Annotated in this window: 14 protein-coding genes and 2 pseudogenes; 12 read left to right on the top strand and 4 right to left on the bottom strand. The window is 57.4% G+C overall.

Features of this window, described 5'->3' with window-relative positions:
• The first annotated feature begins 68 nt into the window (after window positions 1-68).
• The 4 genes from D3261_RS00620 to D3261_RS00605 all read left to right on the top strand — a co-directional run bounded on the left by D3261_RS00620 (window position 69) and on the right by D3261_RS00605 (window position 8,832).
• A complete protein-coding gene (locus tag D3261_RS00620; RefSeq protein ID WP_199693845.1) occupies window positions 69-3,332 on the top strand; it encodes a family 78 glycoside hydrolase catalytic domain in 3,264 nt (1,087 codons plus the stop codon).
• A 494-nt stretch (window positions 3,333-3,826) separates the two neighbouring features.
• A complete protein-coding gene (locus D3261_RS00615; RefSeq protein ID WP_233553786.1) occupies window positions 3,827-6,826 on the top strand; it encodes a family 78 glycoside hydrolase catalytic domain in 3,000 nt (999 codons plus the stop codon).
• A 249-nt stretch (window positions 6,827-7,075) separates the two neighbouring features.
• Window positions 7,076-8,047 carry a Gfo/Idh/MocA family protein gene (locus D3261_RS00610; RefSeq protein ID WP_120067736.1) on the top strand — a complete coding sequence of 324 codons (972 nt, stop codon included), beginning with the start codon at window positions 7,076-7,078 and terminating at the stop codon, window positions 8,045-8,047.
• Window positions 8,044-8,832, top strand: a complete 789-nt coding sequence (locus D3261_RS00605; RefSeq protein WP_120067734.1) for a sugar phosphate isomerase/epimerase — start codon at window positions 8,044-8,046, stop codon at window positions 8,830-8,832. Before D3261_RS00610 ends, D3261_RS00605 begins: the two co-directional genes overlap by 4 nt.
• A 126-nt stretch (window positions 8,833-8,958) precedes the next feature.
• Here D3261_RS00605 and D3261_RS00600 read toward each other — a convergent pair whose 3' ends face one another.
• Window positions 8,959-10,626 (bottom strand): extracellular solute-binding protein, encoded by a 1,668-nt coding sequence (locus D3261_RS00600; protein WP_147464858.1) that lies wholly within the window; start codon window positions 10,624-10,626, stop codon window positions 8,959-8,961.
• Window positions 10,627-10,875: 249 nt separating this feature from the next.
• Here D3261_RS00600 and D3261_RS00595 point away from each other — a divergent pair, with 249 nt between their 5' ends.
• Complete coding sequence (locus tag D3261_RS00595; protein ID WP_120067731.1) at window positions 10,876-11,529, top strand: hypothetical protein; 654 nt, start codon at window positions 10,876-10,878, stop codon at window positions 11,527-11,529.
• Window positions 11,530-11,534: 5 nt separating this feature from the next.
• Here D3261_RS00595 and D3261_RS00590 read toward each other — a convergent pair whose 3' ends face one another.
• A complete protein-coding gene (locus D3261_RS00590; RefSeq protein WP_120067729.1) occupies window positions 11,535-12,248 on the bottom strand; it encodes a hypothetical protein in 714 nt (237 codons plus the stop codon).
• Between the two features lie 293 nt (window positions 12,249-12,541).
• Window positions 12,542-14,155, bottom strand: a complete 1,614-nt coding sequence (locus tag D3261_RS00585; protein ID WP_120067728.1) for a sulfatase — start codon at window positions 14,153-14,155, stop codon at window positions 12,542-12,544.
• A 192-nt stretch (window positions 14,156-14,347) separates the two neighbouring features.
• On the opposite strand from D3261_RS00585, the gene D3261_RS00580 reads away from it, so the two are divergent.
• The 7 genes and pseudogenes from D3261_RS00580 to D3261_RS20955 all read left to right on the top strand — a co-directional run.
• Window positions 14,348-15,538: an AGE family epimerase/isomerase gene (locus D3261_RS00580; protein WP_120067726.1), complete on the top strand. Its 1,191-nt coding sequence runs from the start codon at window positions 14,348-14,350 to the stop codon at window positions 15,536-15,538.
• A 444-nt stretch (window positions 15,539-15,982) separates the two neighbouring features.
• Window positions 15,983-18,775, top strand: coding sequence for an alpha-L-rhamnosidase (locus D3261_RS00570; protein WP_120067723.1), 2,793 nt, complete (start codon window positions 15,983-15,985; stop codon window positions 18,773-18,775).
• Between the two features lie 226 nt (window positions 18,776-19,001).
• Complete coding sequence (locus D3261_RS00565) at window positions 19,002-20,465, top strand: sulfatase (protein WP_120067721.1); 1,464 nt, start codon at window positions 19,002-19,004, stop codon at window positions 20,463-20,465.
• Between the two features lie 1,172 nt (window positions 20,466-21,637).
• Entirely contained in the window at window positions 21,638-21,760 is a 123-nt protein-coding gene (locus tag D3261_RS20505; RefSeq protein WP_233553785.1) for a hypothetical protein, read from the top strand.
• Between the two features lie 959 nt (window positions 21,761-22,719).
• Window positions 22,720-22,878: pseudogene (locus D3261_RS20960) on the top strand (helix-turn-helix domain-containing protein); the annotation flags it as partial.
• A gap of 72 nt (window positions 22,879-22,950) precedes the next feature.
• Window positions 22,951-23,325, top strand: coding sequence for an IclR family transcriptional regulator C-terminal domain-containing protein (locus tag D3261_RS20500; RefSeq protein WP_233553784.1), 375 nt, complete (start codon window positions 22,951-22,953; stop codon window positions 23,323-23,325).
• A gap of 334 nt (window positions 23,326-23,659) precedes the next feature.
• Window positions 23,660-23,842 (top strand): annotated as a pseudogene (locus D3261_RS20955) (hypothetical protein); the annotation flags it as partial.
• 198 nt (window positions 23,843-24,040) lie between these two features.
• On the opposite strand, the gene D3261_RS00545 reads toward D3261_RS20955, so the two are convergent.
• Window positions 24,041-25,408, bottom strand: a complete 1,368-nt coding sequence (locus D3261_RS00545) for a GntP family permease (protein ID WP_120067718.1) — start codon at window positions 25,406-25,408, stop codon at window positions 24,041-24,043.
• Window positions 25,409-25,722: the final 314 nt, after the last annotated feature.

Genomic DNA, 25,722 nt, shown 5'->3' with positions numbered 1-25,722 from the left:
CAGGAGAGCGTCGATACACACCAGTGGCGAGAAGAAGATTTAACACGACTGCTATGGTAATATCGGACATGTCTACACCCGAGCGCAAGCAGTCACGGCAACCGGTCGATCTTCAAACCGAGTACGAGGACTCGCCGGTTAACGTCGACCCGACGCGACCGCCACGGTTCAGCTGGCGGCTTGCAACGGACGCGCGAAACAGCAGGCAGATTGCCTACCGTCTAGTGGTCGGTCGTGACCCGGACACGCTCGCCGACGGCGAGGGCACAGTGTGGGACTCCGATACTGTCGAGTCCGGCGCGGCGACGGACGTCGTCTACGAAGGCCCGGACTTGGCTGCCGACGAGACGTACTACTGGTCCGTGAAGGTTCGGACGGAGCGTGGTAAGAGCGAGTGGGCCGACCCCGCACGGTTCGGGACCGCGCTCAAACCCGAGGACTGGCACGGCGAATGGATTTCCCACCAACCAGGGGTGGGAGACACGAACGGCTGGCGCAGCCAGTGGCGTTCCTCCGAAGAGGACTGCGAGGAGTGGATCCAAATCGACCTCGGGGAGAGCCGTGACGTATCCGAGATCACGCTCCACCCATCGAATCCGGTCACGGTCGTCCGGACCCCCGACGACACCGCGGTTACGCTGTCGTGGTTCGGGAACCCGATCGACGGCTTCGGCTTTCCCGTCTCCTACCGCGTCGAAGTGAGCGACGATTCCACGTTCGCGGATGGGACGGTCGTCGCCAAGGTAACACTGGAAAACGAAAACGACGAGGACGTCCTCGAGGGAATGCCCGAAGACGGCGAGGCGGCGGTTCAAACCCACGGTGATATCGACGCGAGCGGCCGATTCGTCCGCGTCACGGCGACCGACCTGTACGAGGTCGAACCCGCAGACCAGATTGACTCGCCGCTGCAGAGTGGCGAGCGGTTGACCGAGGCAACCCGGAGGTGGCGCTGTTTCGCACTCGCCGCGCTCACCGTACGCGACGGAGATGAGGACCGCTCTGCGGGGGCCGACGTGACCGCCTCCTCGTCGATCGAGGCAGAGACGTGGGGTCGCGACCATCTCGTAAATGGCTCCACCGAATCCAGGGTAGCGTCGTCCTCGCCGCAGCTACGCACTGAATTCCACCTCGACGGCGCAGTCGCCTCGGCACGGATTCACACCGCCGCCCTCGGATACGGCGAGATTTCGATCAACGGCGACCAGATCGGTGACGCCAAGCTCGACCCGGCCTGGACCGAGTACGAAAAGCGCGTCCTCTATTCGAGTCACGACGTGACGGACGTTCTCTCCGAGGGCGAAAACGCACTGGGGGTGTGGCTCGGTCAGGGATGGTTCGCCAAGCAGGGCGCCTACTGGGTCGCAGACGGGTCCCCACGCGCTCGTGTGACCCTGTTCGTCGAGTTCGAGAACGGACGCACTCGAACGATCTCAAGCGACGGCAACTGGCAGGCTACGGAGAGCCCGTTGCTGGAGAACGACATCTACGACGGTGAACGCTACGACGCTCGACGCGAACAGGACGGGTGGACCGTCGCCGGCTTCGACGATTCGACGTGGGATCAGGCCGCCATCGTCGACAATCCGGGCGGAACGCTCCGCCCCGAGCGCATCGAGCCGATGGGCGTCGTCGACACGTTCGACGTCAACGCCGTTCACGACCATCCCGAAGGACCGATCCTCGACTTCGGTCAGAATCTTACCGGCTGGTTGGAGATCGAGATCGAAGACGCCGACGAGGGCGACGAAATCGCCCTGCGCCACGCGGAGGCGCTGACCGAAGAGGGTGACCTCTCGACGACCGACCTGCGGAGTGCCGACGCGACCGACATCTACGTCGCCCGCGGTGACGACCGCGAGAGCTACGAGCCACGCTTCACCTACCACGGCTTCCGCTACGCGCAGGTGGCGGGCTATCCCGGGGACCTCGATCCCGACGCCGTCACAGCGAAGGTCGTCTCGACGGCGATGGACCGTCGGGGGGAGTTCAGGTGTTCGAACGAGGATCTCAATCAGCTCCAGCACAACGCTGTCTGGGGGCTACGCAGCAACACGCACTCCATCCCGGAGGATTGCCCCCAACGGGACGAGCGCTTCGGCTGGACCGGTGACGCCCACATCTCGACGCGCGCACTCCTGTTCAACTTCGACGCCATTCGCTTCGACGAGAAGTGGGCCAGGGACCACGACGACGTCGCCGCCGACATGGGCTACGTCACCGACGTGATCCCGAACAAGGCCTCCGAGGATCCTGCCGACCCGACGTGGTCGATCACGCGTATCATGGTCCCGTGGTACCTCTATCGCCACGACGGTGACGGGGGAATCCTCCGCGAGCAGTACGAGGGAATGCGCGAGTACGTCGACTACTGGACCGGCGTCGCCGAAGACGGAATCGTTCCGGACGAGTACGGGAAGTACGGCGATTGGCTCGCGTTCGAAAACACGGATGGCCGCCGTGGACTCCCGCACGACCTGTTCAATACTGCGTTCGTCTATCAAGTCGCCGAGACGTTCGCAAAGATCGCCGACGTGCTCGGCAACGACACCGACGCCGCGAATTACCGCGAGCGTGCCGAGTACATCGAAGATGCATTCAACGACCATTTCTTCGACCCCGAAGCGAGCGAATACGGTCCGGGAACGCAGTCCTCCTATTCCGTGCCGCTGTTCCTCGGGATGGTCCCCAAAGAGCACGCCGAACAGGTCGCCGCGAATCTCGCCAAGAAAGTCCGTAAAGAGGGCGGGAAGCTGCAGACCGGGTTCCTTGGCACCCGTCCGCTGATCCACACGCTTGCCGACCACGGCTACGAGGAATTGGCCTACGAAGTCGTCAGCCAACCAGAACAGCCCGGCTGGGTGTACATGGCTCGCAACGGCGCGACGACCATGTGGGAGCGTTGGGACTCCGACGAGAGCGTCGGCTCAGGAATGAACTCCCTCAACCATTCGCCGTTCGTTCACATCTCGGAGTTCTTCTACGAGGTACTCGCTGGGATTCGACTGGGTGACGAACCGATCACCGACCACGTCACGATCGCGCCAGCAATGGTCGACGATCTCGAGTGGGTCAACGCCAAAGTCGAAACGCGGGCGGGCGATCTCGAAGTCATCTGGGAGCGCAACGAGCGAGGGTACGACTGCTGGGTGACGATTCCCTGGAACGCCGCGGCGACGATTTGGCTTCCGGACACCGCCGATGCCGCGGTCACCGAGTCAGATATCCCGTTGGCTGAGGGCGCACCCGATGGCGTCCTCTCCGTCGAAACCGACGGCGACGACCTCGTCCTCGAAGTCGGATCTGGGGAGTTCGAATTTGCCGTCGAATAACGGGGACATGACTATCGGTACTCGGCCATGTCGTGATGACGGCTCTACCGGCATCACTCGTGACACCGACGAGATCGGATTGCGAAGTTTGTGATGACTCTCCCGAGGAAAGCACTGTCGACCGCGACACCGAAATCTCGTCGTCGTTCGCTCCAACCCAAATCTATAATTACAACCGTTGAAAATTAGGGGGTATGTCGGAGAAGACTGACAGCGACAGTCGTGCGATTCTTACCGACCTCAAGGTCGAGTACGAGCAGGAACCAAACAATATCTTACCAGACGAGCCCCGCTTCTCTTGGCGATCTGAGTCAGACTCACGCGGTGGTACCCAGAGCGCCTACCGGGTATTGGTCGCTCGCTCGCCGGAAGCTCTCGACAACGACCAGGGCTCGCTCTGGAATTCTGGCAAAGTCGAGTCGGCGGATTCGACGAACGTTCCCTATGATGGCGTTCCTTTAGCGTCGGGCACCGACTACTATTGGACCGCTCGCGTGTGGGATGAAGACGGTACTCCATCGGAATGGGCTGAGGCGGCACGGTTCTCCACAGCACTGATTGGCGAACACGAGTGGGAGGGTCACTGGATCGGCTATCGGCCCGACGGTGGCGACTCGAACGGCTTCAGGAGTCGATGGCACCCCGTCAACGCGGACGCCGAGGAGTGGGTTCAGGTCGATCTCGGCGACAACGCCGAGATAGATCGTGTCGAGCTCCATCCGACTGAACCGCTCGATGGGCCTACGACGCCAGATGGGCTGCCAGTGTCGGCACAGTTCACCGAAGAGGTCAAATCCGAAAAACGAGTTACCGCCGACGGTCCTGGAGGGTTCGGCTTTCCAGAGCGCTACCGGATCGAGGTTTCCAACGACCCCGACTTCGCACAGTCCACAACAGTCATCGACTGCACCGACGAGGCTCACCACAATCCCGGGGTCGAAGCGGTCACATTCGATCTGGACAGTATCGACGGCCGCTACGTCAGAGTCACGGCGACGGATCTACACGAGATCGATCCGTCGGACCCCTCGGGGGGCGAGTTCAACCAAAAGTTAGCGTATATCGGAGAGGAGCGTCGCGCGTGGCAGACCTTCGCGTTAGCCGGGCTAACAGTTCGGGATGGTGACGGTGAAGATCTCGCAGTTGACAAGGACGTCACTGCTTCGTCCAGTGTCGAAGAGGGTGCGTGGGGTCGAGATAAGCTCGTGGACGGACACTACGAGTCCCGAATGGCTCCCCAATCGCCGTTACTCAGAACCGATGTCGATCTCGGCGGAGAGGTCGAACGCGCGCAGGCGCATTTCTGTGGGCTTGGCTACGGCGAGTTGTACATCAACGGCGAGCGGATCGGCGACGAGGTGCTAAATCCCGGCTGGACGCAATACGACGAACGAGTACTGTACAGCACCTACGATGTCGCCGAACAGCTCGACGCCGGCGCGAACGCATTGGGTCTCTGGCTCGGTCAGGGGTGGTTCGGTCGCAACGCTCGCGGTTGGACCGGATTCGGCTCACCGAGAGCCATCCTCCAACTCGAAATCGAGTACGTCGATGGTACTACCCGAACGGTCTCGACCGACGGCTCGTGGACTGCAATGAACAGCCCGCTTCTGATGAACGACCTCTACGACGGGGAGACGTACGACTCGCGCGAGGAGTCCAAAGGCTGGGCCGAACCTGCTTTCGACGACGTCGGATGGGACTCCGTCGTAATCGTCGAAGCACCCGGTGGTGACCTCGTTCCACAGCGGACGCCGCCGATTAGGGTGACCGAGACGGTCGACGTGGAAGAAGTACTCGGCCGCGATGAGGGGCCGATCCTCGATTTCGGACAGAACCTCGTCGGCTGGGTCGAGATAACTATCAACGATGCAGACGCGGGGGACGAAATCGAACTCCGTCACGCGGAAGTACTGCTGGAAGACGGCAGTCTCGCACTGGAGGACCTACGGAGCGCCGATGCAACCGACACCTACATCGCCAAGGGCGACCGTACCGAGACGTACGAACCACGCTTCACGTACCACGGATTTCGCTACGTGCAGGTCGTCGGCTACCCCGACGAACTCGACCCGGCGGACGTCACCGCGAAAGTCGTCCACAGCGACGTCGAGCCGATCGCCGAGTTCGATTGCTCGAACGAGGACCTCTCGCAACTCCAACGCAACGCTGAATGGGGCTTACGCGGGAACGTCCACTCCGTTCTGACGGACTGCCCGCAGCGTGACGAGCGCTGCGGCTGGACGGGTGACAACCACATCGTCAGCCCTGCACTGTGTTACAACTTCGACGCCGCTCGCTTCTATGAGAAGTGGATGGGAGACCACGCAGACGTTCGCTCCGAACACGGCTATCTCGCCGACACCATCCCATACGGCTACGGGACGATCCCGGAAGACCCGACGTGGGGGATCACGCAAGTGACGATCCCGTGGCACCTCTACCGCCACTACGGCGATGTCGGTGTGCTGGAAGACCACTACGAAGGCATGCGCCAGTACATCGACTACTGGCACGAACAGTCCACCGACGGCATCATTCCCGACGAGTACGGCAACTACGGCGACTGGCTCGGCTTCGAGAACATGGATGGCCGTGTGGGTCTGCCGCGCGATCTGTTCAACACGGCCTTCCAGTACCACACCACGAACCTGTTCGCGCAGATCGCAGCGGTGTTGGGTAACGAGAACGACGCCGAACACTATACCGACCGTGCGGTGGCGATCGCTGAGGCGTTCAACGAGGCGTTCTTCGACGCCGAAGCCGACCAGTACGGTCCCGGAACGCAGGCGTCGTACGCCGTGCCGCTGTTCTTCGGACTCGTCCCCGACGGGCACGTCGACGCGGTCGCCGACAACCTCGTCGAAAAAGTCGAGAGCGACGACGGGAAGCTCCAGACGGGCTTCCTCGGAACGCGCCCGCTGATCCTCACACTCGTCGACCACGGTCACGCTGAGACCGCCTACGAAGTCGTCTCCCAGCCGGATCGACCCGGTTGGGTGTATATGGTCCGACAAGGCGCGACGACGATGTGGGAACGCTGGGACAGCGATACCCGTATCGGTGATGGGATGAACTCGTTTAATCATTCACCCTTCAACCTCGTCTCAGAGTGGTTCTACTACGCGCTGGCCGGCCTCAGGTTCGACGATTCGATGCACGGACATGGGACCGTCGAGGTCGCGCCCGCCGTCGTGGACGACCTCGACTGGGCGGCCGCCGAGATGGAGACGGTCAACGGTGAGTTCGCCTCGCGGTGGGAGCGAACGGACAACGGGCTCACTCTCGACGTCGAGATCCCGTGGAACACGACGGCAACGGTCCGCATTCCTTACGATGGGGAATCGGCCACGGTGGAGATAGACGACGTGGCTGTCTGGGAGAACGGCGCTGTGGGGTCGCTACCCGACGGTGTCGACGATGCAACCGCCGGTGACGAAGAGGTCGTGCTGACGGTGGGTTCAGGTTCGTACGGGTTCGATATCGAGCACTGACGCTCTCGTCGATATCGACTCATTTATCCAGCGAGGAACCACGATTATCCCCTTTTCGATTGACCATGAAATCGATGCGTACGAACTGTTCGTGACCCGAAACCGGATCGGGTCGTAGGAAACGTCGAGGGAGTCCGTTTCCGAATCGGAGGGCGTCGGGGGGTGGGACCGACACCGATTCGAGAGGTGAATTACCACCACTGGCGTTGACGGCGAACTATTTACGCCCTCCACGCGTGCGGTCGGTCGATGACTGAAAGCCAACTCCGAGCCGCGATCGTCGGTTGTGGCGGTGCCGGTCGGAACCACGCGGCAGGCTATCGAAACGCGGCGAACGCGGAGCTAGTCGCTGTCTGTGACTTGGATCGAAACCGGACGGACGAATTGGCCACGGAGTACGCCGCCGAACCGTTCTTCGACCTCGCGGACTTGTTGACCGAAGTGCAACCGAACGTGGTCTCAGTTGCAACACCGGAGCGCCATCACGTCGAGCCGACGATCATGTCCCTCGAAGAGGGGGCCGACGTGTTCTGTGAAAAAATCATGGCTCACTCGCTCGATGACGGTCGTGAGATGGTCGAGACGGCCGAACGTGCGGGTCGGACGCTAGCCGTCGACTACAACTACCGCCACATGCCATCGTTCGCGCGTCTTGCTGAGGCCATCGAGGTGGGACACCTGGGAGAAGTCCACTTCGCCAGCGTCGACGTTCACGCCTACGGATGGCATCACGTCTTGGACCTGCTGGTCTTTCTCATGGGAGAGCCCCAAGCGATCCGAGCGACGCTCGAACACGATCAGACGGTCGTCGATGAACGATTCCATCTGGACGACATGCTCTACGTGCCCTCGAACGCTGTCTCTGCAACTATCAAGTTCACAAACGGTACCCTCGCCTCGATTGCCGCGTCGATCCACACCGAACTCTCGGATCATCTCATCGACCTCGCAGTATACGGCACGGACGGCCGATTCCGTCTCACCGGTATGACACCTGAAGATAGCACTGGCACCGTCGCGCCAGGTCCGTTGGCGGACGATATCAGGGGTGTCGATTCGATCGATCTCAACGAGTCTTTCGAGCGCTCAGTCGAGGCGTTCGTCAATGCAGTCCATTCAGGCGAGACGCCGCCTACGACTGGCGCGGATGGCCTCGTTCGAATGGAACTCGAACGAGCGGTCCTAAAGGCCAACGAGATCGACGGGTGGGTTCGGCTATGAGGATCGCCGGATCGTCGCTCCTATACAGCCGATACTCCTTCGCGGACGCCTGTCGGTGGTTGTCGGAATTGGGCTTCGGTGCGGTCGATATCGGCGTTCAGGAGGGCTGGGCTCATTTCGATCCGAGCGGTCTCGTCGGGGCAAGCGACACTGCAGTAGCAGCGATCGACGACATCTGCCAGACGACGGGACTCGAACCCGTCGCGCTGAACGCGAATGCGGGCGACGTGAATCTGGAGATCGAAGTCGAACGGGTTCGTGCGGTCATCGACCTCGCGGACGAACTCGGCATCCCGGTTGTCACGCTCCCGGCTGCACCGGCTGAGGCGCTCCTCTCAGACGACTTGGACCGCTTCGAAACGCTCGTCGGGATCACTGAAGGGACTGACGTAACCCTCACCGTCGAGACCCACCGGAATACGTTGACCGAAGATCCATCGGTGGTCGCCGAGTATGCCGCTGGCGTTTCCGGACTGGGCTACACGCTCGACCCGGGCCACTACGTGATAAACGTCGACGACCACGACGGTTTGTGGGACGGGCTACTGCCAAACGTTGCTCATGTACACCTTCGGCAGGCCGGCACTGGCTGGGAAGAGATCCAGATGGCAGTCGAAGACGGAGATCTGGATGTCATATCGTTCCTCAAGTCGCTCCGTGACGCGGGATACGACGAAGCCATCACCGTAGAGTATATCGATTCCCTCGATGGTGTTGTCCCGGATATTGCTGAGCAACAGGCCAAGGACCTGTTGACCATGTTGGAAAGCGCTCACAGCGTGTAGAGTGGCGTCTCCACCGAGATCGATAGAAACGAACCTCATCTCCCTCGAAAGCCATCGATTTTCGCCGGACCGAGACCTCACTGACCGATCAGACCGCGCGCAAAAACAAGGCCGTGGACTGACTCTCTACAGCGGACCTGCTTTGGGTTCCGGTTTGTTGTATCCACGACTGGACTCTGCGAGTTTGGCATCGCTTGAACTCTCGACGAGGTCACACCACGTGTTCTCGGCCTCAGTAAAGACTTCCTTGGCGTTCTGATTATTGTTTTGGTTAAGTTGCTGAAGCGCCCCGCCGACCGCCTCATGAACGCGTCCGCTGCCGACAAGTACAGGAGGAGTTGTGACGGGCGTACCGCCTGCAGCCAGCTTGATGTCGGGGTAACGGTCTTTGATCGCCTGTTGCTGTTTGGGGTACTGCTTCATCGCTTCGTCCGTCCGGTTCATCACTTCGAGCCCACCGCTCTGTTTCACGAAGTCGGACACGCCCTCGTCCTTCATGAGCTGATACGCTTCCTTATTCGAGACGGTCTGTGAGGACGTGTTGAACCAGTTGTACTGGTTGCGAGCGTTGTTACGGAACTTGATGAATTCCCACGCTTTTTCCGGCTGACCGCCGACTTCCTCAATGTACGCTGAGTGCATCACTGCATACCCGCCAGCCCCGTACACACCGTAGTTGCTGTTGCCGCCCTTCGTCGGGAACGGAATAATGTCGTAGTTGACATCAGACTGAGCGAATTCAACGCGTGCGTACGTTCCCGAGGGGAGGAGACCGATCTGACCGGCCGTGAACGGATCCTGGATTCCGTCGAGGGTGTACGCACCGGGATTGTTCGTCCAGCCGTTCGCGATCGGTTCTCCAAAGAACGCGTTCCAGGCTTCCAACTCCGGATCCGATGCGAGCGTCAGGGCGTATTCGTCGTCTTTGTTCTGGTATCCAACACCGATCAGGCTTCCAGCGGTTCGTGATAACTGCGAAAGATATGCGTCCCACTGTGCTGCTGACACGGTGTCTTCGAGACCGATACCAACACCGTTGACTGTGGTACCATTGACTTCGGTCCCGTCGATCTGTTCCGCCGCGTTGAGATACTCCTCGTAACTCCAACTGCCCTGTGGTAGGTCTCCGAGACCCGCTGCCTTCCATGCATCGGTGTTGACATACATCAGTCCGGGGAAAATCGAGGAGATGAATGGAACACCGACGGGCCCGCCGAACCGGGATTCCTGCCAGTCCCAGAAGGGTTGCCAGAACTGACTTTTGTAACTGTCATCCATATAATCGTCGAGGTACGCGAACGGCGCGTTCCCTTCCATCTGTTCCCGGGACTTGCCCGCGAAGTCATACAATTGCTCCGGGAATGTCCATGCCACCTCCGGTGCGTCGTTCCCGCCGATCGCGGTCCGTAGCGCTTGATTGTGATCGTCGAAAGGGTTCACTACCTGTTCGACACGGATGTTCTTCTTTGCACCCGGACCCTCGTTGAACGCCTTGACGATCTCGTCTTCGCCCTTGTTCGAGGGCTCCGTTGAGTGAGGCCACCGCCAGTACTCGATGGTCGTCATCCCGCCGGTACTGCCGACCTTGCCCCCGTTGCTGCTGTTGTTCCCATTACCACCGCCACCGTTCCCGCCGCCACCGCTCCCGCCGCTACCGTTCCCGCCGCCACCCATACAGCCTGCGAGACCTGCGATGCCGGTCGCTGTGGCCATCTGAATCCAGTTCCGACGGGTCACCGGTCGATTGGTGGTCGTACCCCGCGCTCTAGAACCACTACTGTCACTGTCTGACATACAACCTCCTAATTAGCAGTAACGATTATAAACGTTTGCATGTGTGAACCGATGCTCCATCCTATCCCCGTATCTTCGTTGTGGACCATCCTCAATATCGCGGATTGACCCTAATCGATTTCATACCGGCAATATACACTGATAACAACGTTCGACGACGATCGGCGGGATAAAGTTCGTCACTATTGAAGGTGGACTCATGCATCGAATCGTCGCACAAATACTCTCGCCTCGAAGGGTCGATCGGAGATGAACGCCCGACAGGTCACCGTCGACACCGCCCGGAACAGCTACCGGAACCTCGTCGGTACGATTGTCGTGAGTTTGCTGGTTTCTCTCTCCGTGCTTCCCCTCGCGACAATGCTCTTTATCGGGGCGCCGCTCGCAATCCTCGCCGGTCTGTGGGCGACTTCACTGCTCCTGGGTGTTGTTCTCGTTGGTGCGTTCCGGTTCGCGACGACTGTCGCCGAACGGGGCGTTCCGGTTTCGGTCTGGTCCGATGTCCGGGCCGGGATCGCAGGTCCACGTACTGGATTCACCCTGGGCGCAGTCACGTTCCTCGTCACACTCGTCTCGGTCACAATCGTGTCTGTTGTGCCATCCGCGCTGGCACCCTTCGCCACTGGTGTCGCCGCGTTTCTGATTGTGGACTGGTACCTCGTCGTCGGATTCGCCAGCCCGGAGATCGCTGAAGGTGTTCCACTGAGAACCGCAATTCACGCGAGCTTCACTCGACTCCTGGATGCACCATCGGCTGTTGCGCTCTTTCTGTTCCTCTCTTTCGCGTGCGCGCTCGTTGCGGGCGTAACCGTCGTTACGATAGGCTTATTTCTCCCAGGCATACTCTGTCTGCTGTCCACTCACATCACTGCTGCCATTGATGCAGAACACGAACCTGTCTGAGTCGGCTACGCCGTTGAACCTGACTCGTCGTCTTCGTCCCGCGAAACGACGGATGGCTGGCGATCACTTTCAATCGTCGCGATCCTCACGATCTCGGTCGCGATTAGCTGGACGAAGCCTGGAAGGACGATGACCGGTGCGATGATCAGCGGTACCATGAGCAACGTCCATCCGACTGACTGAACGAGGATCCATCCGGCAGCCGTGGGCTCTTCGAGGATGAGCGTTACACCGTCGACGAACGCGCTGCGTACGTCACGTGCGTTCTCAAAGGCAGCCCACAGTGACAGGGCGTAGACGACGACGACAAACCAGGCTGCTAGGAGATAGACGCCTAGCAGAGAGATTCCAATACTAATTACATCGTTCCCGGGAAGTGACAGAAGCACGATCGCGACGATAGAGACGACGAACGTACCCACCCCGATCGCTGGTCCGATGCGCTGTGCGTCCCGCAATCCCTCCCAGAAGTAATCAGTCCCTAGTGAAGATTCACGTTCAAGAATGATGGTCATCAACCGCGCGCCACCGGCACCCACGAACCCCAGCATGAACGACGTGAGCCAGAGCCCGACAAGGCCTCCGAGTACCCCCGCGACGATCACCCCTGTCACGAATGGAAGCAACGAGACAGTTACGCCAACGCTGACCAGCACGACCGCGAAGGGGTTACGCACCGTCAATCGTGCGCTCCTGACGACCGCACTAGCGTATTTCATACTACTCGTCGGCCGGCCTAGTTCAATACTTCTGCGGTCGCAGTGGTCAGTCGTTAACGCTCGAGTGGGAGTCCGAGTTCAGCATCACACGACGAGTGAGGGGTTATCGCGAGCGAACGGCTTCAAACTCGTCCGGCCGTCCCACCGACTTGGGGCAGTATTCGTTGGTGAGTCTCAACCCACCCTACGAGCACGAAGATACTACCAACGGATTTCGGGAGTCCGCCTATCCCAAGTATATAACGGCGCTCACCTGGTCGTAACCGTCGAATTCTCGGTGCTTTTCCTTCGTGTCAGCGCCACCGATTGTTGGTGGTCTTCGCCCAGAGGTAGCCCGCAGGTCCCGGGTCGCATATCTCCTTGAGGGGGTCTGCATCTCCGACGTACCTCTCGGTCCATGCTTCCAGTTGATCGGACAGGTCGTTTCCGACCTCTGGGTGGTCTTCTACCACGTTGTCCTGCTCCCATGGATCGGACTCCATGTCGAACAGCTGTTCCTCGGGTGTTGTCTCCTCCCACATTCCCGAATGATAGGTTCTGATGTACTTCCACTGTCCCGTTCGAACAGCGCGTTGTGCCGTATAGAGGCCGTGATCGAAGACGAGATACTCCCGTCCGGACTGCGCTTCGTCCTCAACGATGGGTCGAAGTGACGAGCCTTGCCATTTCTCCGGACGCGAAATTTCGGTATAGTCCGCGACGGTCGCGGCGATATCCACGTTCGTGACGAGCTGTGAGCGCTCGCCCGATTCAGTCGAAACCGACGATGGGGGTTTGAGGAGAAGCGGGACCCGCTGAGTTCCGTCATGGGTGCTCCAGTGTTCACGATAGAGTCCGTGTTCGCCGAACTCTTCGCCGTGGTCCGCCGTCAGAATGATCAGGGAATCGTCGTAGAGTCCGTTGTCACGGAGGTGATCGAGGAGACGACCGACGTGGCGATCGGCATAGCGGATCTCGGCGTCGTATGCCGCGACGAGTTCGGCGAGGTCCGCACGGTTCTCGATGCCCATCTCCGATGCCGACCGCCACTTGTCCCAAGTCACGTGATCGGCCAGTTGTTCCTCAGTCGGGTACGGGTGAGTACACTCACCCCGGAACTCCTCGATCTCGTCGTCGCTTCGCTTGTATGGACCGTGTGGATCCCAGTATTGCGCGTAGACGAAGAATTCATCCTCCTGGTACCGGTCCACGAGATCGATGGCGAGGTCCGTTACGTTCTCTCCCCTCACGGTTTGGAACTTCTCGTCCGGCTCTTCCGGCTCTTGTGGGTACCGAAAGTCGTGCCACTGTCGATGGAACCAGGGCGCCGTATGTCGCGGGAAGGAGGAGACACCACCCGTCTTGATTCTGTGTTGGAAAAGCAGTTCTGGGAGCGTGTACCAGGCTTCAGGCGTCTCCAGTTCGCTCATCCAAGACCCTGCCCACTGATTTGAGGGCCAATTCGCGGGGAAGTCGATCTGTTGCCCCCGCGGTCCGTGCGTTTCGACACCGTTGCTGATACCATGTCGCCCGGAAATCAGCGCGGCTCTCGAAGGTAAGCAAGGGGAGTTCGCCACATAGGCGTTCTGAAATCGAACGGCGTCCTCTGCGAACTCGTCGATTCGCGGGGTCGTTTTGTGCCCGTATCCGTACGCACCGATGTGGTCTGGCCGCAGCGAGTCGATGTCTATCAGTATGGTGTTCACTGTCATTGTCGGTGGTTGTGATTCGGCGGTGGTCAGCGAACGTTCGGTGGTGGGTGAATTAGCTCTTGTGGTCAGTCTCGGCCGTAGGTTACTCTCAAACGCTCGAAATGCGGGGTCTATGACTCCCATCTTCTGAGCGTGGTCGAACTCCATCGTGTCGTACGTCAATGACGCCGAGTCGGTATGAGAAATAGTACGTTCTGCCAGCGCGGTCGCAAGCATTTCAACGATGTCCCCCGGAGCGATCTCCGCCTTCTCGTTGAAGCAATCGGCTTCAAGTTTATACGAAAAGCTTCCGTGGTCCAGTTGATTTGTTTGCCTTATCGAAGCCAGACTCGAATTCAGTCTCCGTGACCTGACAACCAGAATTCAGTATCCACAACATACATTACTTTCATTCGAGAAGTGAAACCAGTGTCGCCGAAGCCACTATACCAGGATGTCAAATGGCTCACGTCCCAGGTTGAAAATTATCTCGAATTCTGCCATCCGAAATGTATCGACACACGAAACGGAGGCTATTCCATCCAGTTTGACCAGGAGACCGGAGACCTGTACGACCCTGGTTCGAAGCACTTGGTCGCAACCTGTCGATATATCACCAATTTCAGTATCGGGGGAATCCTCGGAGGACCGGAGTGGTGTCTCTCCGCTGCGAAGCACGGTCTCACATTTCTGCTGGATGAACACCGCGAAGGAGAGCACGGTGGATTTCATTGGCTTCTGAATGGAACTGACGTTGTTGACGACTCACAACGCTGTTATGGACACGCGTTCGCGCTACTTGCACTTGCTCGTGCAGGGAACACGGGTATCGATCTCGCCAGCAAACGACTTGATGAAGTCTACGACCTCGTCATCGACCGATTCTGGGAGAGAGAGCATGGGCTCTGTCGGAGCGAGTACGTGCCCGATGAATCGTCGGTGATCGATTATCGGGGACAGAACGCCAACATGCACATGTGCGAAGCGATGATCGCTGCTTACGAGACGACTGGACGCGATCGCTATCTCGACCGTGCGATGACCATCGCGGACGGTATCAGCAGACGGCTCTCGGTTGGGACGGACGGACGGATCTGGGAACACTATACCCCAGAGTGGGAGCACGACTTCGAATATAATCGGGACGATCCGACTCATCAGTTCAGGCCGTGGGGGTACCAGCCGGGGCACCACCTTGAGTGGGCGAAACTATTGGCGATCCTTTCCCGCCACCACGAGGCGGAGTGGCTGACCACCCGTGCAGAGGAACTCTTTGCTCTCGCAATAGATGACGGCTGGGACGAGGACGCAGGTGGATTCTATTACACGGTTTCCCCCGATGGGGACCCGATCGTGACGGATAAGTACGCGTGGGAGGTCGCCGAAGCGATCGGCACAGCCGCGCTCTTATACGAGCAGACCGGACAGGGTTCGTACACCGCGTGGTATGACGAGTTCTGGAAGTACGCGACAGACCACCTGATCAACCCACAACTCGGGATCTGGTACACGAAAGTGACACAAGAAAATACGCCTATTCCGATGAAAGAGGGCGTTTCCGTTGGGCCCAGCTATCATCCGATCGGTGCGTGTTTCGAGAGTATCAACGTCTTCCACTGATTCCGGTCGACTACGTCCATGTGGATACGGAGGGGTACGATAGTACCGTATTTGGCCCTGCCGTGTCACTCGTCGTGGGTTGCACTTTTCATGGATATCGCTTCCGGACTCGGACACAACCAAACAGTTGCTAGCATCGGTGAGGGGTTTGGAAGTCTGATACAGGCTATCGGATTACCGATCGTGATCGGTGTGCTGCTCACCAGAGCGGGGGACGCACGGAAGGTCGCGACCGCGATCACGGGCGCAGTCCGGGGTGGTATCTTACCCGAATGATCAATTATATGAATTTCGAGACCGTACGAGATCAATAGCGTGGTTAAGAACAACACACTCGGCAGAGACACGAATTCCGAAAGCTCCCCAAATTCAGTGGTTGGATCGACTCAAAACCAATCAGACGAGAGACGTTCTGATTCCACTTCACGTACCGATCGTGAGGAGGTGACGACACGGAATGACAGCGACGACACGCACTCTGAATGCCCCCCGATTCCAATTGACCTCCGGGTCGAGTACGAGCGTGATCCACTCAATCTCGAGCCCATGAAAGATGACTGCGCGGAGCGACCGCGCTTCTCCTGGTCTGGAGTTCCGGAGACGTTCGCGGAGGGTCAATCTGCCTATCGTATCATCGTGGCTCAAGAGGCCCACGAATTAGAACAGGATAGGGGACAGATGTGGGATTCGGGGAAGGTCGATTCGAACAGATCGATTCAGATACCGTACGACGGACCGGTACTTTCGGCCGATGAGACGTATTACTGGAAGGTTCGAGTATGGAATCAGGATAGGAAGCGCAGTGAATGGAGCGACACTGCGAGGTTTTCGACCTCCATCTCAGATTCCGACGAACAGTGGGAAGGCGATTGGATAGGTGCCGACCTCGATGCTATCGAGTCATCAGAAGGTCATTCAAAGAAGGTACCGCCAAACCCGCTCTTCAGAACGGAATTCGACCTCGACGATGGGATTTCTGAGGCACGACTCCACGTCTGCGGGCTCGGTTACAACGTACCTCACCTAAACGGCGAACGAATCGGTGATCACGTCTTAGACCCCGCGATAACTGACTATGAGGAGACGGTACTATATACGACGTACGAGGTGGCGGACGTACTGAAGCGAGGACGAAACGCGATTGGTGTAGCGGTGGGACGTGGACGATATGGGGAGCCGCTGGAGAACACCTGGTTTTGGGATGAAACCCCATGGTGGAACGACCCACAATTAATCGTTCAGCTGAATATCATATTCGACGACGGGTCAACCAAGTCGTTTTCTAGTGGAGAAGACTGGCGAACGACAGACGGACCAACACGATACGATTCGCTGTTCGATGGGGAGGAGTACGACGCTCGTAGAGAACAACCAGGGTGGACTGACGTTGATTTCGACGATACTAACTGGGAGACATCGAAGATAGTCGACGCCCCCAAGGGGGATCTACAGCCACAGAGAGTTCAACCGGTCCGGATACAGGATACCATCACTCCAGTCGACCGATCGAGCCCCGAAGACGACGTGTTCGTCTTCGATATGGGTGTGATGATTGCTGGCTGGACCCGACTCACAGTCGATGGGCCGGAAGGCACAGAGGTTAGAATTTCGATGGGCGAGAAGCTCGATGACGACGGAACCGTCATCCATAGTTGGTCACCAGGCTACCCCGAACCAATTCAGGACGACACGTACATTCTGCGCGGGAACGGGACTGAGACCTGGGAACCGAGCTTTTCGTATAAGGGTTTTCGATACGTCCAGATCGAAGGATATCCAGGGACCCCGTCAGGGGAAGAGATTCAGGGTGTTCTCGCACACACCGATCTCGAAGCAGGGGACGACAGTGACTTCTCTTGTTCGAATGAGTTGTTGAATCGGATCCACGAGAATACGCGTCGAGCGCTATTGAACAACCACCATGGTGTGCCCCAAGACACGCCCGTATACGAGAAGAATGGTTGGACGGGTGACGCCCAAGCGATGGCCGTAACGGCTATGTACAATTTCGACATGGCTCGCTTCTATCAAAAGTGGCTACGAGACCTCCGCGATGCGCAGTTCGATTCTGGCGAGGTTCCGGTCATTGTTCCGACTAGTGACTGGAGCTACGAGAATGCTCCAGGATGGCCCGCAGTTCAGGGACCAACGCCCGGGTGGGATGCGGCGTACTTCATCATCCCGTGGGTAATGTACCAGTACAACGGTGACAAACGGGTTCTTCAGCACCACTACCAGTCAATGAAAATATATTTGCAGTGGTTCGAGAGCTATTTCGACGGCTACGTCCCGGAGATGGGGCTCGGCGACTGGGCCACCCCAGGTGAAAAAGAAGTGCCGATCACCGCCACGTCCTACTATTACCGTGAACTGGACATCTTAGCGGCGATCGCTTCAACTCTCGGTTATTCCGACGAATCAGATAAGTATAATGAAAAGAAACGTCTCGTCGCGGACGCATTCAACGATGGATTCTATGATTCGAGTTCCGAGTCGTACGGAACCGACGATGTAGACTCGTACGTCCAAACGTCGAACATTCTCCCCTTAGCGTTCGGAATGGTACCTGAAGACAGAGTTGATTCAGTTGTTGATTCGCTCGTCAACGATATCGAACGAGAGCACGATGGCCACCTCTTTACTGGACTGTTCGGTACGAAGCACATTCTTCCGGTTCTTACTCGACATGGTCATCACGACCTTGCTTACACAGTTGCAACACAAACGACCTATCCGAGTTGGGGTCACTGGGTTGTGAACGGAATGACTGCACTGTTAGAGTACTGGCCCTTGGATGCTAGATCCCGTGACCACCACTTCCTGGGGACCATCGATGAGTGGTTCTACCAATATCTCGCTGGCATTCGTGAACCCGTTGAACCGGGATTCAAACGGATCAAGATCGCTCCGAAGCCGGTAGCGGATCTGGAATCCGCTGGCGGTCGAGTCGACACTATCCATGGGGTAATAGATTCCGAGTGGGAGTTGACAGCCGACGGACTTGCCCTCGCCGTTACGATTCCGTGGAATACCACTGGAGAAATCTGGATTCCGACGCTTGGAGGCGATCCTACCAGCGTCCGGGTGGACGGAACGAACATCTGGGAAGATGGTAGTAGAACTGCCAAGGAGGTTTGCGGGGTTAATTGTGTGGGTAGAGAGAACGAATGGATCGTTGTCGACGTCAATTCCGGGTCCTTCAGCTTCGAACTCGAACGAACAGGAAGTCGCCAATAACCACGTCCGAGACTGACGCAAATCCTGTGAAAAAGCGATCTGTTTCTGATGGTAATTCGACGATATCCCGAATCTTCGATAGGCTCGTGCGCATCAATGTGAATGATCGACGATTCCTGCGGAAGGAATACAACCACAGATAAATCATTCTTTGAACATATTTTGGTTTTGAGACCAGATAGCCAGTTGCACAATATATTTGTCCTCGCTACTTAGTGCCCATTGTATGACGGAGTCCCGGCCGAACATAGTCTTCATCAACACTGACCAGCAGCGGTTCGATACGATCAGCGCTCTCGGTGCTGAACACATGGACACGCCCAACCTCGACAGACTCGTCAATGAGGGTGTATCGTTTACGAATTGCCACACTACGGCTCCATCCTGCGCACCAGCACGGGCAAGTCTCTTCACAGGGTACTATCCTCACACCACAGGCATTTACGTAAACGGTGATCGGTGGACGCATTCGTGGGTAGAACAGCTCTCGAACAGCGGGTATTATACCGTCAACGTCGGCAAGATGCACTCCGCCCCCTACGATGCGCCGATGGGGTTCGACGAACGGTACGAGGTCGAAAACAAGGATCGATACCTGGCACCAGTTCCCGCCGAAGAGCCACCATTACCCGGTGAGAAGTTCTATTTAGATGAGTGGGACCGGGCATTGCAAGCGAAGGGATTTACGAAACAGCAACGCGAGTTCTATCGCGAATGGGACGACTACGAGGATCGTCTCGGCGCGTTCGAGTGGGAATTGCCCGAAGACACACACCCTGATGTGTTCGTCGGTGACTTCACCGAACAGTGGCTAGACATGAAGCCGAAACTCGAAGCTCCGCTATTCATGGAAGTCGGCTTTCCCGGCCCGCATCCACCCTACGATCCAGTCTCAAGATACGCCGAGGAGTACCTAGACCGGGACTTACCGTTACCAGATGTGTCGGAGGACGACCTTGAGAACCAGCCGACCCCGTTACAGCTCCTTCGTGAGCATAATGAAGAAGTAGACCACGATTCGGTGTCCCACCAAACGTTCGCAAGCGACGAAGACCGCCATCGCCAGCGTGCGTACTACTATGCGAACGTCACCATGATCGACGAACAGGTGGGGAAGATCATGGAAGCCCTAGAGACGAACGGCTACGAAGACACGGTCATCATATTCACTTCGGATCACGGTGAAGCCCTCGGCGACCACGGTCACAGCCAGAAATGGACGATGTACGATCAAGTGACGCGGGTTCCGACGATGGTATGGTCTCCGGGCAGGTTCGAATCTCGGACGGTTGAGGATCTCGTTTCATTGTTCGACCTAGGGCCGACAGTTCTCGAAATAGCCGACGCTCCTATCGACGATACCTTGGAGGCTGAGTCACTGATTCCAGCGTTGCAGGGCGAGGCCTCCTGGACGGGGCGCGACCACATCTTCGCAGAACACGCCCGCGACGGCATCCTTCAAGAGACGGAGTTTATGACGATGATTCGGAGTGAGGACTGGAAGTTCGTTCACTTCGTAGACTACGATGAGGGGCAACTCTTCGATCTGAGTGAGGACCCCAGTGAGACTGAGAATCTATGGGATGATCCAGCGGTTTCGGACGTTAAACAGGAGTTCCACGAACGTCTCCTCAACTGGCGAATCGAAGGCGGAGTTCAGACAGCCGACTGGACAGAAGAGTACCGGTAGCCCCGGAAAATAGGGAAACTTCCGGCTGGACCGGTAGAAGGCCTCTTTCGCAAGGTAGATTGATCACCTTATTCACAATAGCAAGCATGACGCTACCAGGGGAAGCGCTCAGAATACCTCGAAAGTAATAACAGGTAGAGAAGCCTGTCAGCAGAGTTTTCGATACTTGTTCTGTAGAATTCCGTGTAATTCGGGTTCGAAAGGCGATTCGAATCCGTCGGAGGAGTACTGTAAGAGTCAGTTGAGTACTGTCGTCGCGAACAGGCCAAACATATAACACTCCATCAAAATAGATTGATTGTATGGCTGGGCCAAAGATCAGACCTAGTTACTACGAACCGAACATCCACCTACAGTGTTCCTGTGGATGGGAAGGGGTCGATGGAGACGTTGTGAAGTGGGACGTACAAAAAGAACGAGACCGCGTCGTCCGTCAGTGTCCGTCGTGCCATCGTCCGGTGCCCGAATGGGGAACACTGCGCCCGATAGGAGGTGTAGTACAGGTCGCACGAGGGCCACTCCGTGACGCCCTCATCGAAGCACGCGAAATTTCCGATGAGGCGTATGATTGAGCAATCCCTCGTAGCGCCACGGCCGTGGCCTATCGCCGATGTCTTGCGAGTGATACCGGCGGCCTCTACACCATCTGCTTGACGGAATCCCGGCGTTTGTCGTACGCACCGGGGGGATCGTGATCGACCCGATGAATAGAACGTACCCAACATCGACCGGTTCGCCACTACCGTCAACGTGTAGTATCTTCCCGTTCTCAGACCTCCGTCAAAAGCAAGGTAACTTCTTGGACCACTTGAGCTGCACTGTCTCGAGGACGTGGAGGACAAGCGGGCTGCAGGCTTACACAATTTGCCGGCGGTGAGAACGTGAACCATCGTGGCCGACACGTTCCTCGCTTCGAATCGGTTCGATACCGTCTCGTGCACTGAGTGGCCAATGAGTCCGGTTAGTTACCATTAAGCAGCGCTATGCGTGACCATGCCCGCTACAGTCGGCCGATAAACTGTTCTTCCTGAGGTGGCCGCCTCAACTTGAGCTCACGTGAGAATTTCCCACAACTCGGGATGGGGACATGCGCCATCGACAACCGTGAATTGTGACGTGACAACGCTCGGACCGCGCTCGACGTTGGCTTCTGGCACGTCGACACAGCACAGATGTACGAAAACGAGCAGTACATAGGTGAAGGAATCCGCGAGTCCAGCGTGGCTCGGGACGACATCTGGCTATCGACCAAAACTGTGCAGCCGGTACTCCCTATGCACACCGACGACACTTAGTCGACTGTCACGATGGATGCAAAGCACGTCGAAAAAGGAGGAAGCCCCGTGTCGGGTAACACAGAGTAGTTCACTTGGTGAGTGAATATCGCCATGGCGGGCCACGCCGTAACGTCCCTCTTGGGGAAACCCTCAATGATACAGATAATTCTACTGGTTTATACGAATTAACCCGAGCGGTCTGACTGAATACACTCACCACAGTATGAAGAAATATGGTTTCAGATGCTGATAGTTCAGTTCACTCTCTCAAAATGTCCGCAGCTTGATTTTGGTTCAAGCCTCATCAGTTGCTACTATCACCAACTATATTTCTACTTCTTTGTCCGGACTCACCGGACAGCATGTTGATGTGCTCTACCGGTGGTATCGGAGCATATCGGAAGAATTCTTAGTTGTAACCTATTGTTCCTCTTGTTCCCGTATACTCGGCATCTGTAACCCGGAGTAAGCGTCCGATAAGGCCGGACGCTTTGTGGCGAGGAAGATCTCCACAGCCCCATCAAACTAGCATCGTTCACACACTGTGTAACACCTATATCGGTGTTACGATTTCGGCGGGGTAATCATTAAATTACGATATAAACTGGCTTGACGATCGTAGTAGTGCTTGAGCTGTACAGTTAATGCCTACTTTCGACCAATTCTCAAAACACTTATTAAACAAATGGTATCCAGTTACACCGATTATCTCGATTATTCTCTATATGTATCTGCATCTTTCGTATGTATTGGTAGTGTAGGATCTAGTTAATTTCCGAGATCACTTATGTTATATTTTAGTTGATAAATCTTAAATACTGGTAGTCTGGATGTACTGAATCGCCTCTGATCTCACTTGACTGTTCTCTCTGAAACCAGACCATTTAAGCTAGCCGTAAAAGTCGTTCTGAGATACTATGTACGGCAAAACCGGACAGGTCTTGTGGTTGAGCTGTAAGGGGGAACTATAGCTAACAATATCACGCTGCCAGTCCGGACGACACAAAGCTCTTTCCGGGGTTACTGAAGCGTTTCGTCAGGCTGGCGGAGCAGAAGTCGGAGAACTCGCCGCGCACTTGTCCGTACCGAAGAGCACGGTCCATCACCACCTCCGGACGCTCACGGAGATGGGTTATGCCGTGCAAGTTGACGGGGACTATCGGCCGATCCCTCGATTCCTCGAGATCGGTGGCGAGACCCGCAAACGGATGGCGATCTACCGAGTCGTCAAACCCGATATCCAAGAACTTGCTATCAAAACCGGCGATCACGCGAACCTCATAGTCGAAGAGAACGACCACGAGGTGTTCCTTTCAAAATTCGAAGACCAGTATTGTGAGTCTCGACACGCACGCTGGGATGGGTGTTCACCTCCATACCACCGCGTTTGGGAGTCGATGCTCGCATTCATCGACGACGATCGCCGGCGCTCGATCATCGACGCTCACGGCCTCTCGGCAGTCACCGGGCACACCATTAGCGACGAGGAAACCTTCCGGGCGGAACCCGACGAGATCCGCGAACGCGGCCCAGAAGCCGGATGTGTGGCGACCGCTTCGAGATCGAGGTCCAGAGCACCGTGATCGTCATTGAGGTCAGTATCGTCCACGCCTAACCGTCCGCTATCACCGGACTAAACTGCTTGTCGCCTCACTCTATCTGGTTTGAACCGCCGTAAGCGAACGCATGAGCGTCCCTTCGCAGTCGGCGGGCTCGCACACGACGCGCGCCTACGAACCCAGCCACGCAAATAACGAACCTTTTAGCGACGAACGTCAGCACGGACTCGTGGGGTAAGTTCGTGGAGTTCCCGCTCGTCACCGTGATGAGCAAGTTCGAGGAGTACAACAACGCTGACGGCGACAACCCCCAGGCCCGCCGGAACTGAATGGGCCCGGTTGGTAATGTGGTGACCCGGACGTCGAGTGCTGCGGGATGGCGGGGAGTTTCGGCTACAATCCTGAATACTACGATGCCGCGATGGACGTCGGCGAGCGCCTCCGTGAGCAGTTTACAACCAGGGAAACCGCTGGTAGAACCGTGATCGCGAGCGGCACGTTATGTCTCGAACAGCTCGACTCGCTGCTCTCGCCGCCTACGACCCCCCGGTGTAGTTCGTCGGCCCGACGCGCACTCGATAGTCCGGATCTGGTTTTCCGTTCGGATGGGTCGATAAATAGTCGAACGAACTCGATCGCGTTACTTCTCTTCTCCCGATCCCTACTTATATCTCTGCATGAAATTTACTCCACCGAACCCGACGCCATGCATACTGTCGTAGATCATACCCTCGATCTCTCAGAAGATGAACGCGACGGCAACAGCTCCGACGAGGCCGAACATCGAGACGACCGTCTGGCCAAGGGTGTAGGTCTTGAGCCCACCACTGGTTTCCAACCCGGAAACTTCTGTAGCGATCCAGAACCCACTGTCGTTGATATGACCGAACGCTAGTCCACCTGAGAGCGCTGCCATTGCCAGCGCGACACCTGGAACGCTCGTTTGGATCCCCGCAACGATAGTCATAGCGGTGATCCCCGCGACAGTGCCCGATCCTTGGGCAGCCCGCAGCACCAATCCGATTACATAGGCTAGAAGGAGGATACCGAACCCGCCGGTTCCGATCCCGATTACGCTGACCAGTGCGTCTGCCGATCCCGTTTCTTGGATCACGTAACCGAATGCCCCACCGGCTCCGGTGATGGCGAGCACCAACCCCGCTGGTTCCAGCGATTCGGAGAAGCGCTCAGCCAACTTATCGCGGCCTTCAACCGAGATGTAGACAGCAACGGCAGCGGCTAGCCCCGCGAGTAGCGCGATGATCCTGCTCCCGAGGAACTGGATATAGACGTTCGGCTCCCCGGCGAGGGCGGTTGTAACGGTCACCAGCAGGATGAGCACCAGCGGCGTAGCGATCGGCAACAGGGACGCGCCGAACGAGGGCATCTCCGGCGAATCCTCAATCTCTTCAAAGGGTATTTCACGAATATCGTTCGCGTCATCCCAGACTAAACCGATGATCCGTCGGTAGACCGCGACCGCGAATACAGTCGAAACCAGACCAACGACGAGCCCCACTCCGAGCATTTCGCCGAGCGGGAACCCAATGATGTTTGGTGCCGCGAGTGGATTCGGGGTCGGCGGAATGAACGTGTGTGCCACACCAGCCCCGATAGCAAGTGAGCCAATAACCGTCGGGTAGGTGAGATCGGTCTCGCGCCATACCGCGATCACCATCGGAGCCAGCACGATGAACGCAACATCAAAGAACACCGGGATCGCTACAATCACACCCGATATCCCGACCGCATAGGGGACGTACGCGGTCGGAACCACTCGAACAAGTGTCGTCGCGATCCTACGTGCCCCGCCACACTCGGCAAGGAACGTCCCGATCATGATTCCGAAGATGAGGGGGATCCCGATTGCCCCCATCAAGTCACCGAACCCGGTCCCGATCGCATCGGTGGTTCCTACCAATCCGAGCCCTGAGGCGATCCCCATGTAGAGCGAGCCGACTACCAGTGAGACCGCGGCGTTGATGTCGAATCGGATCACCATCACGAGAATGATGGCGACCGCGACAACGATGTTCACCGCCAGTATTGATGGGCTCGCAGTCGCCGATTGAAGCACGAGGCTCTCAACAAGAGGGGCTTGCGACATACCTCACGATCCATCAGTCGGCACATCAGTATTCCGATCGGCTGTCTTACGTGAGTCTTCACCCCGGATCGACCAATTAAGCGAAGAACGAACCAATTTAGAGCGTAGATACGATGGACTGCCGTTTGAGCCTGCGTTGGTGTATCTCGGTACCTTCGGTCTTGGTTTCAGTCGCACTGTCCATTTTTGTGTTCACCGAGATCCGTGGTACCCGCCCCGTAGTGTGGTACTCTTTCCAATTCTCATTCTGCTCTTCCGGAGACGATAACGCGATCAATCTATCACAACACATAATGCGTTCCATTTGATATTAA

Origin of the sequence: Halococcus sp. IIIV-5B, from assembly GCF_003602035.1 — an archaeon.
GTDB lineage: Archaea > Halobacteriota > Halobacteria > Halobacteriales > Halococcaceae > Halococcus > Halococcus salsus.
The sequence above is the reverse complement of the archived record's forward strand: the minus strand, read 5'-3'. Positions and strand labels throughout refer to the sequence as shown.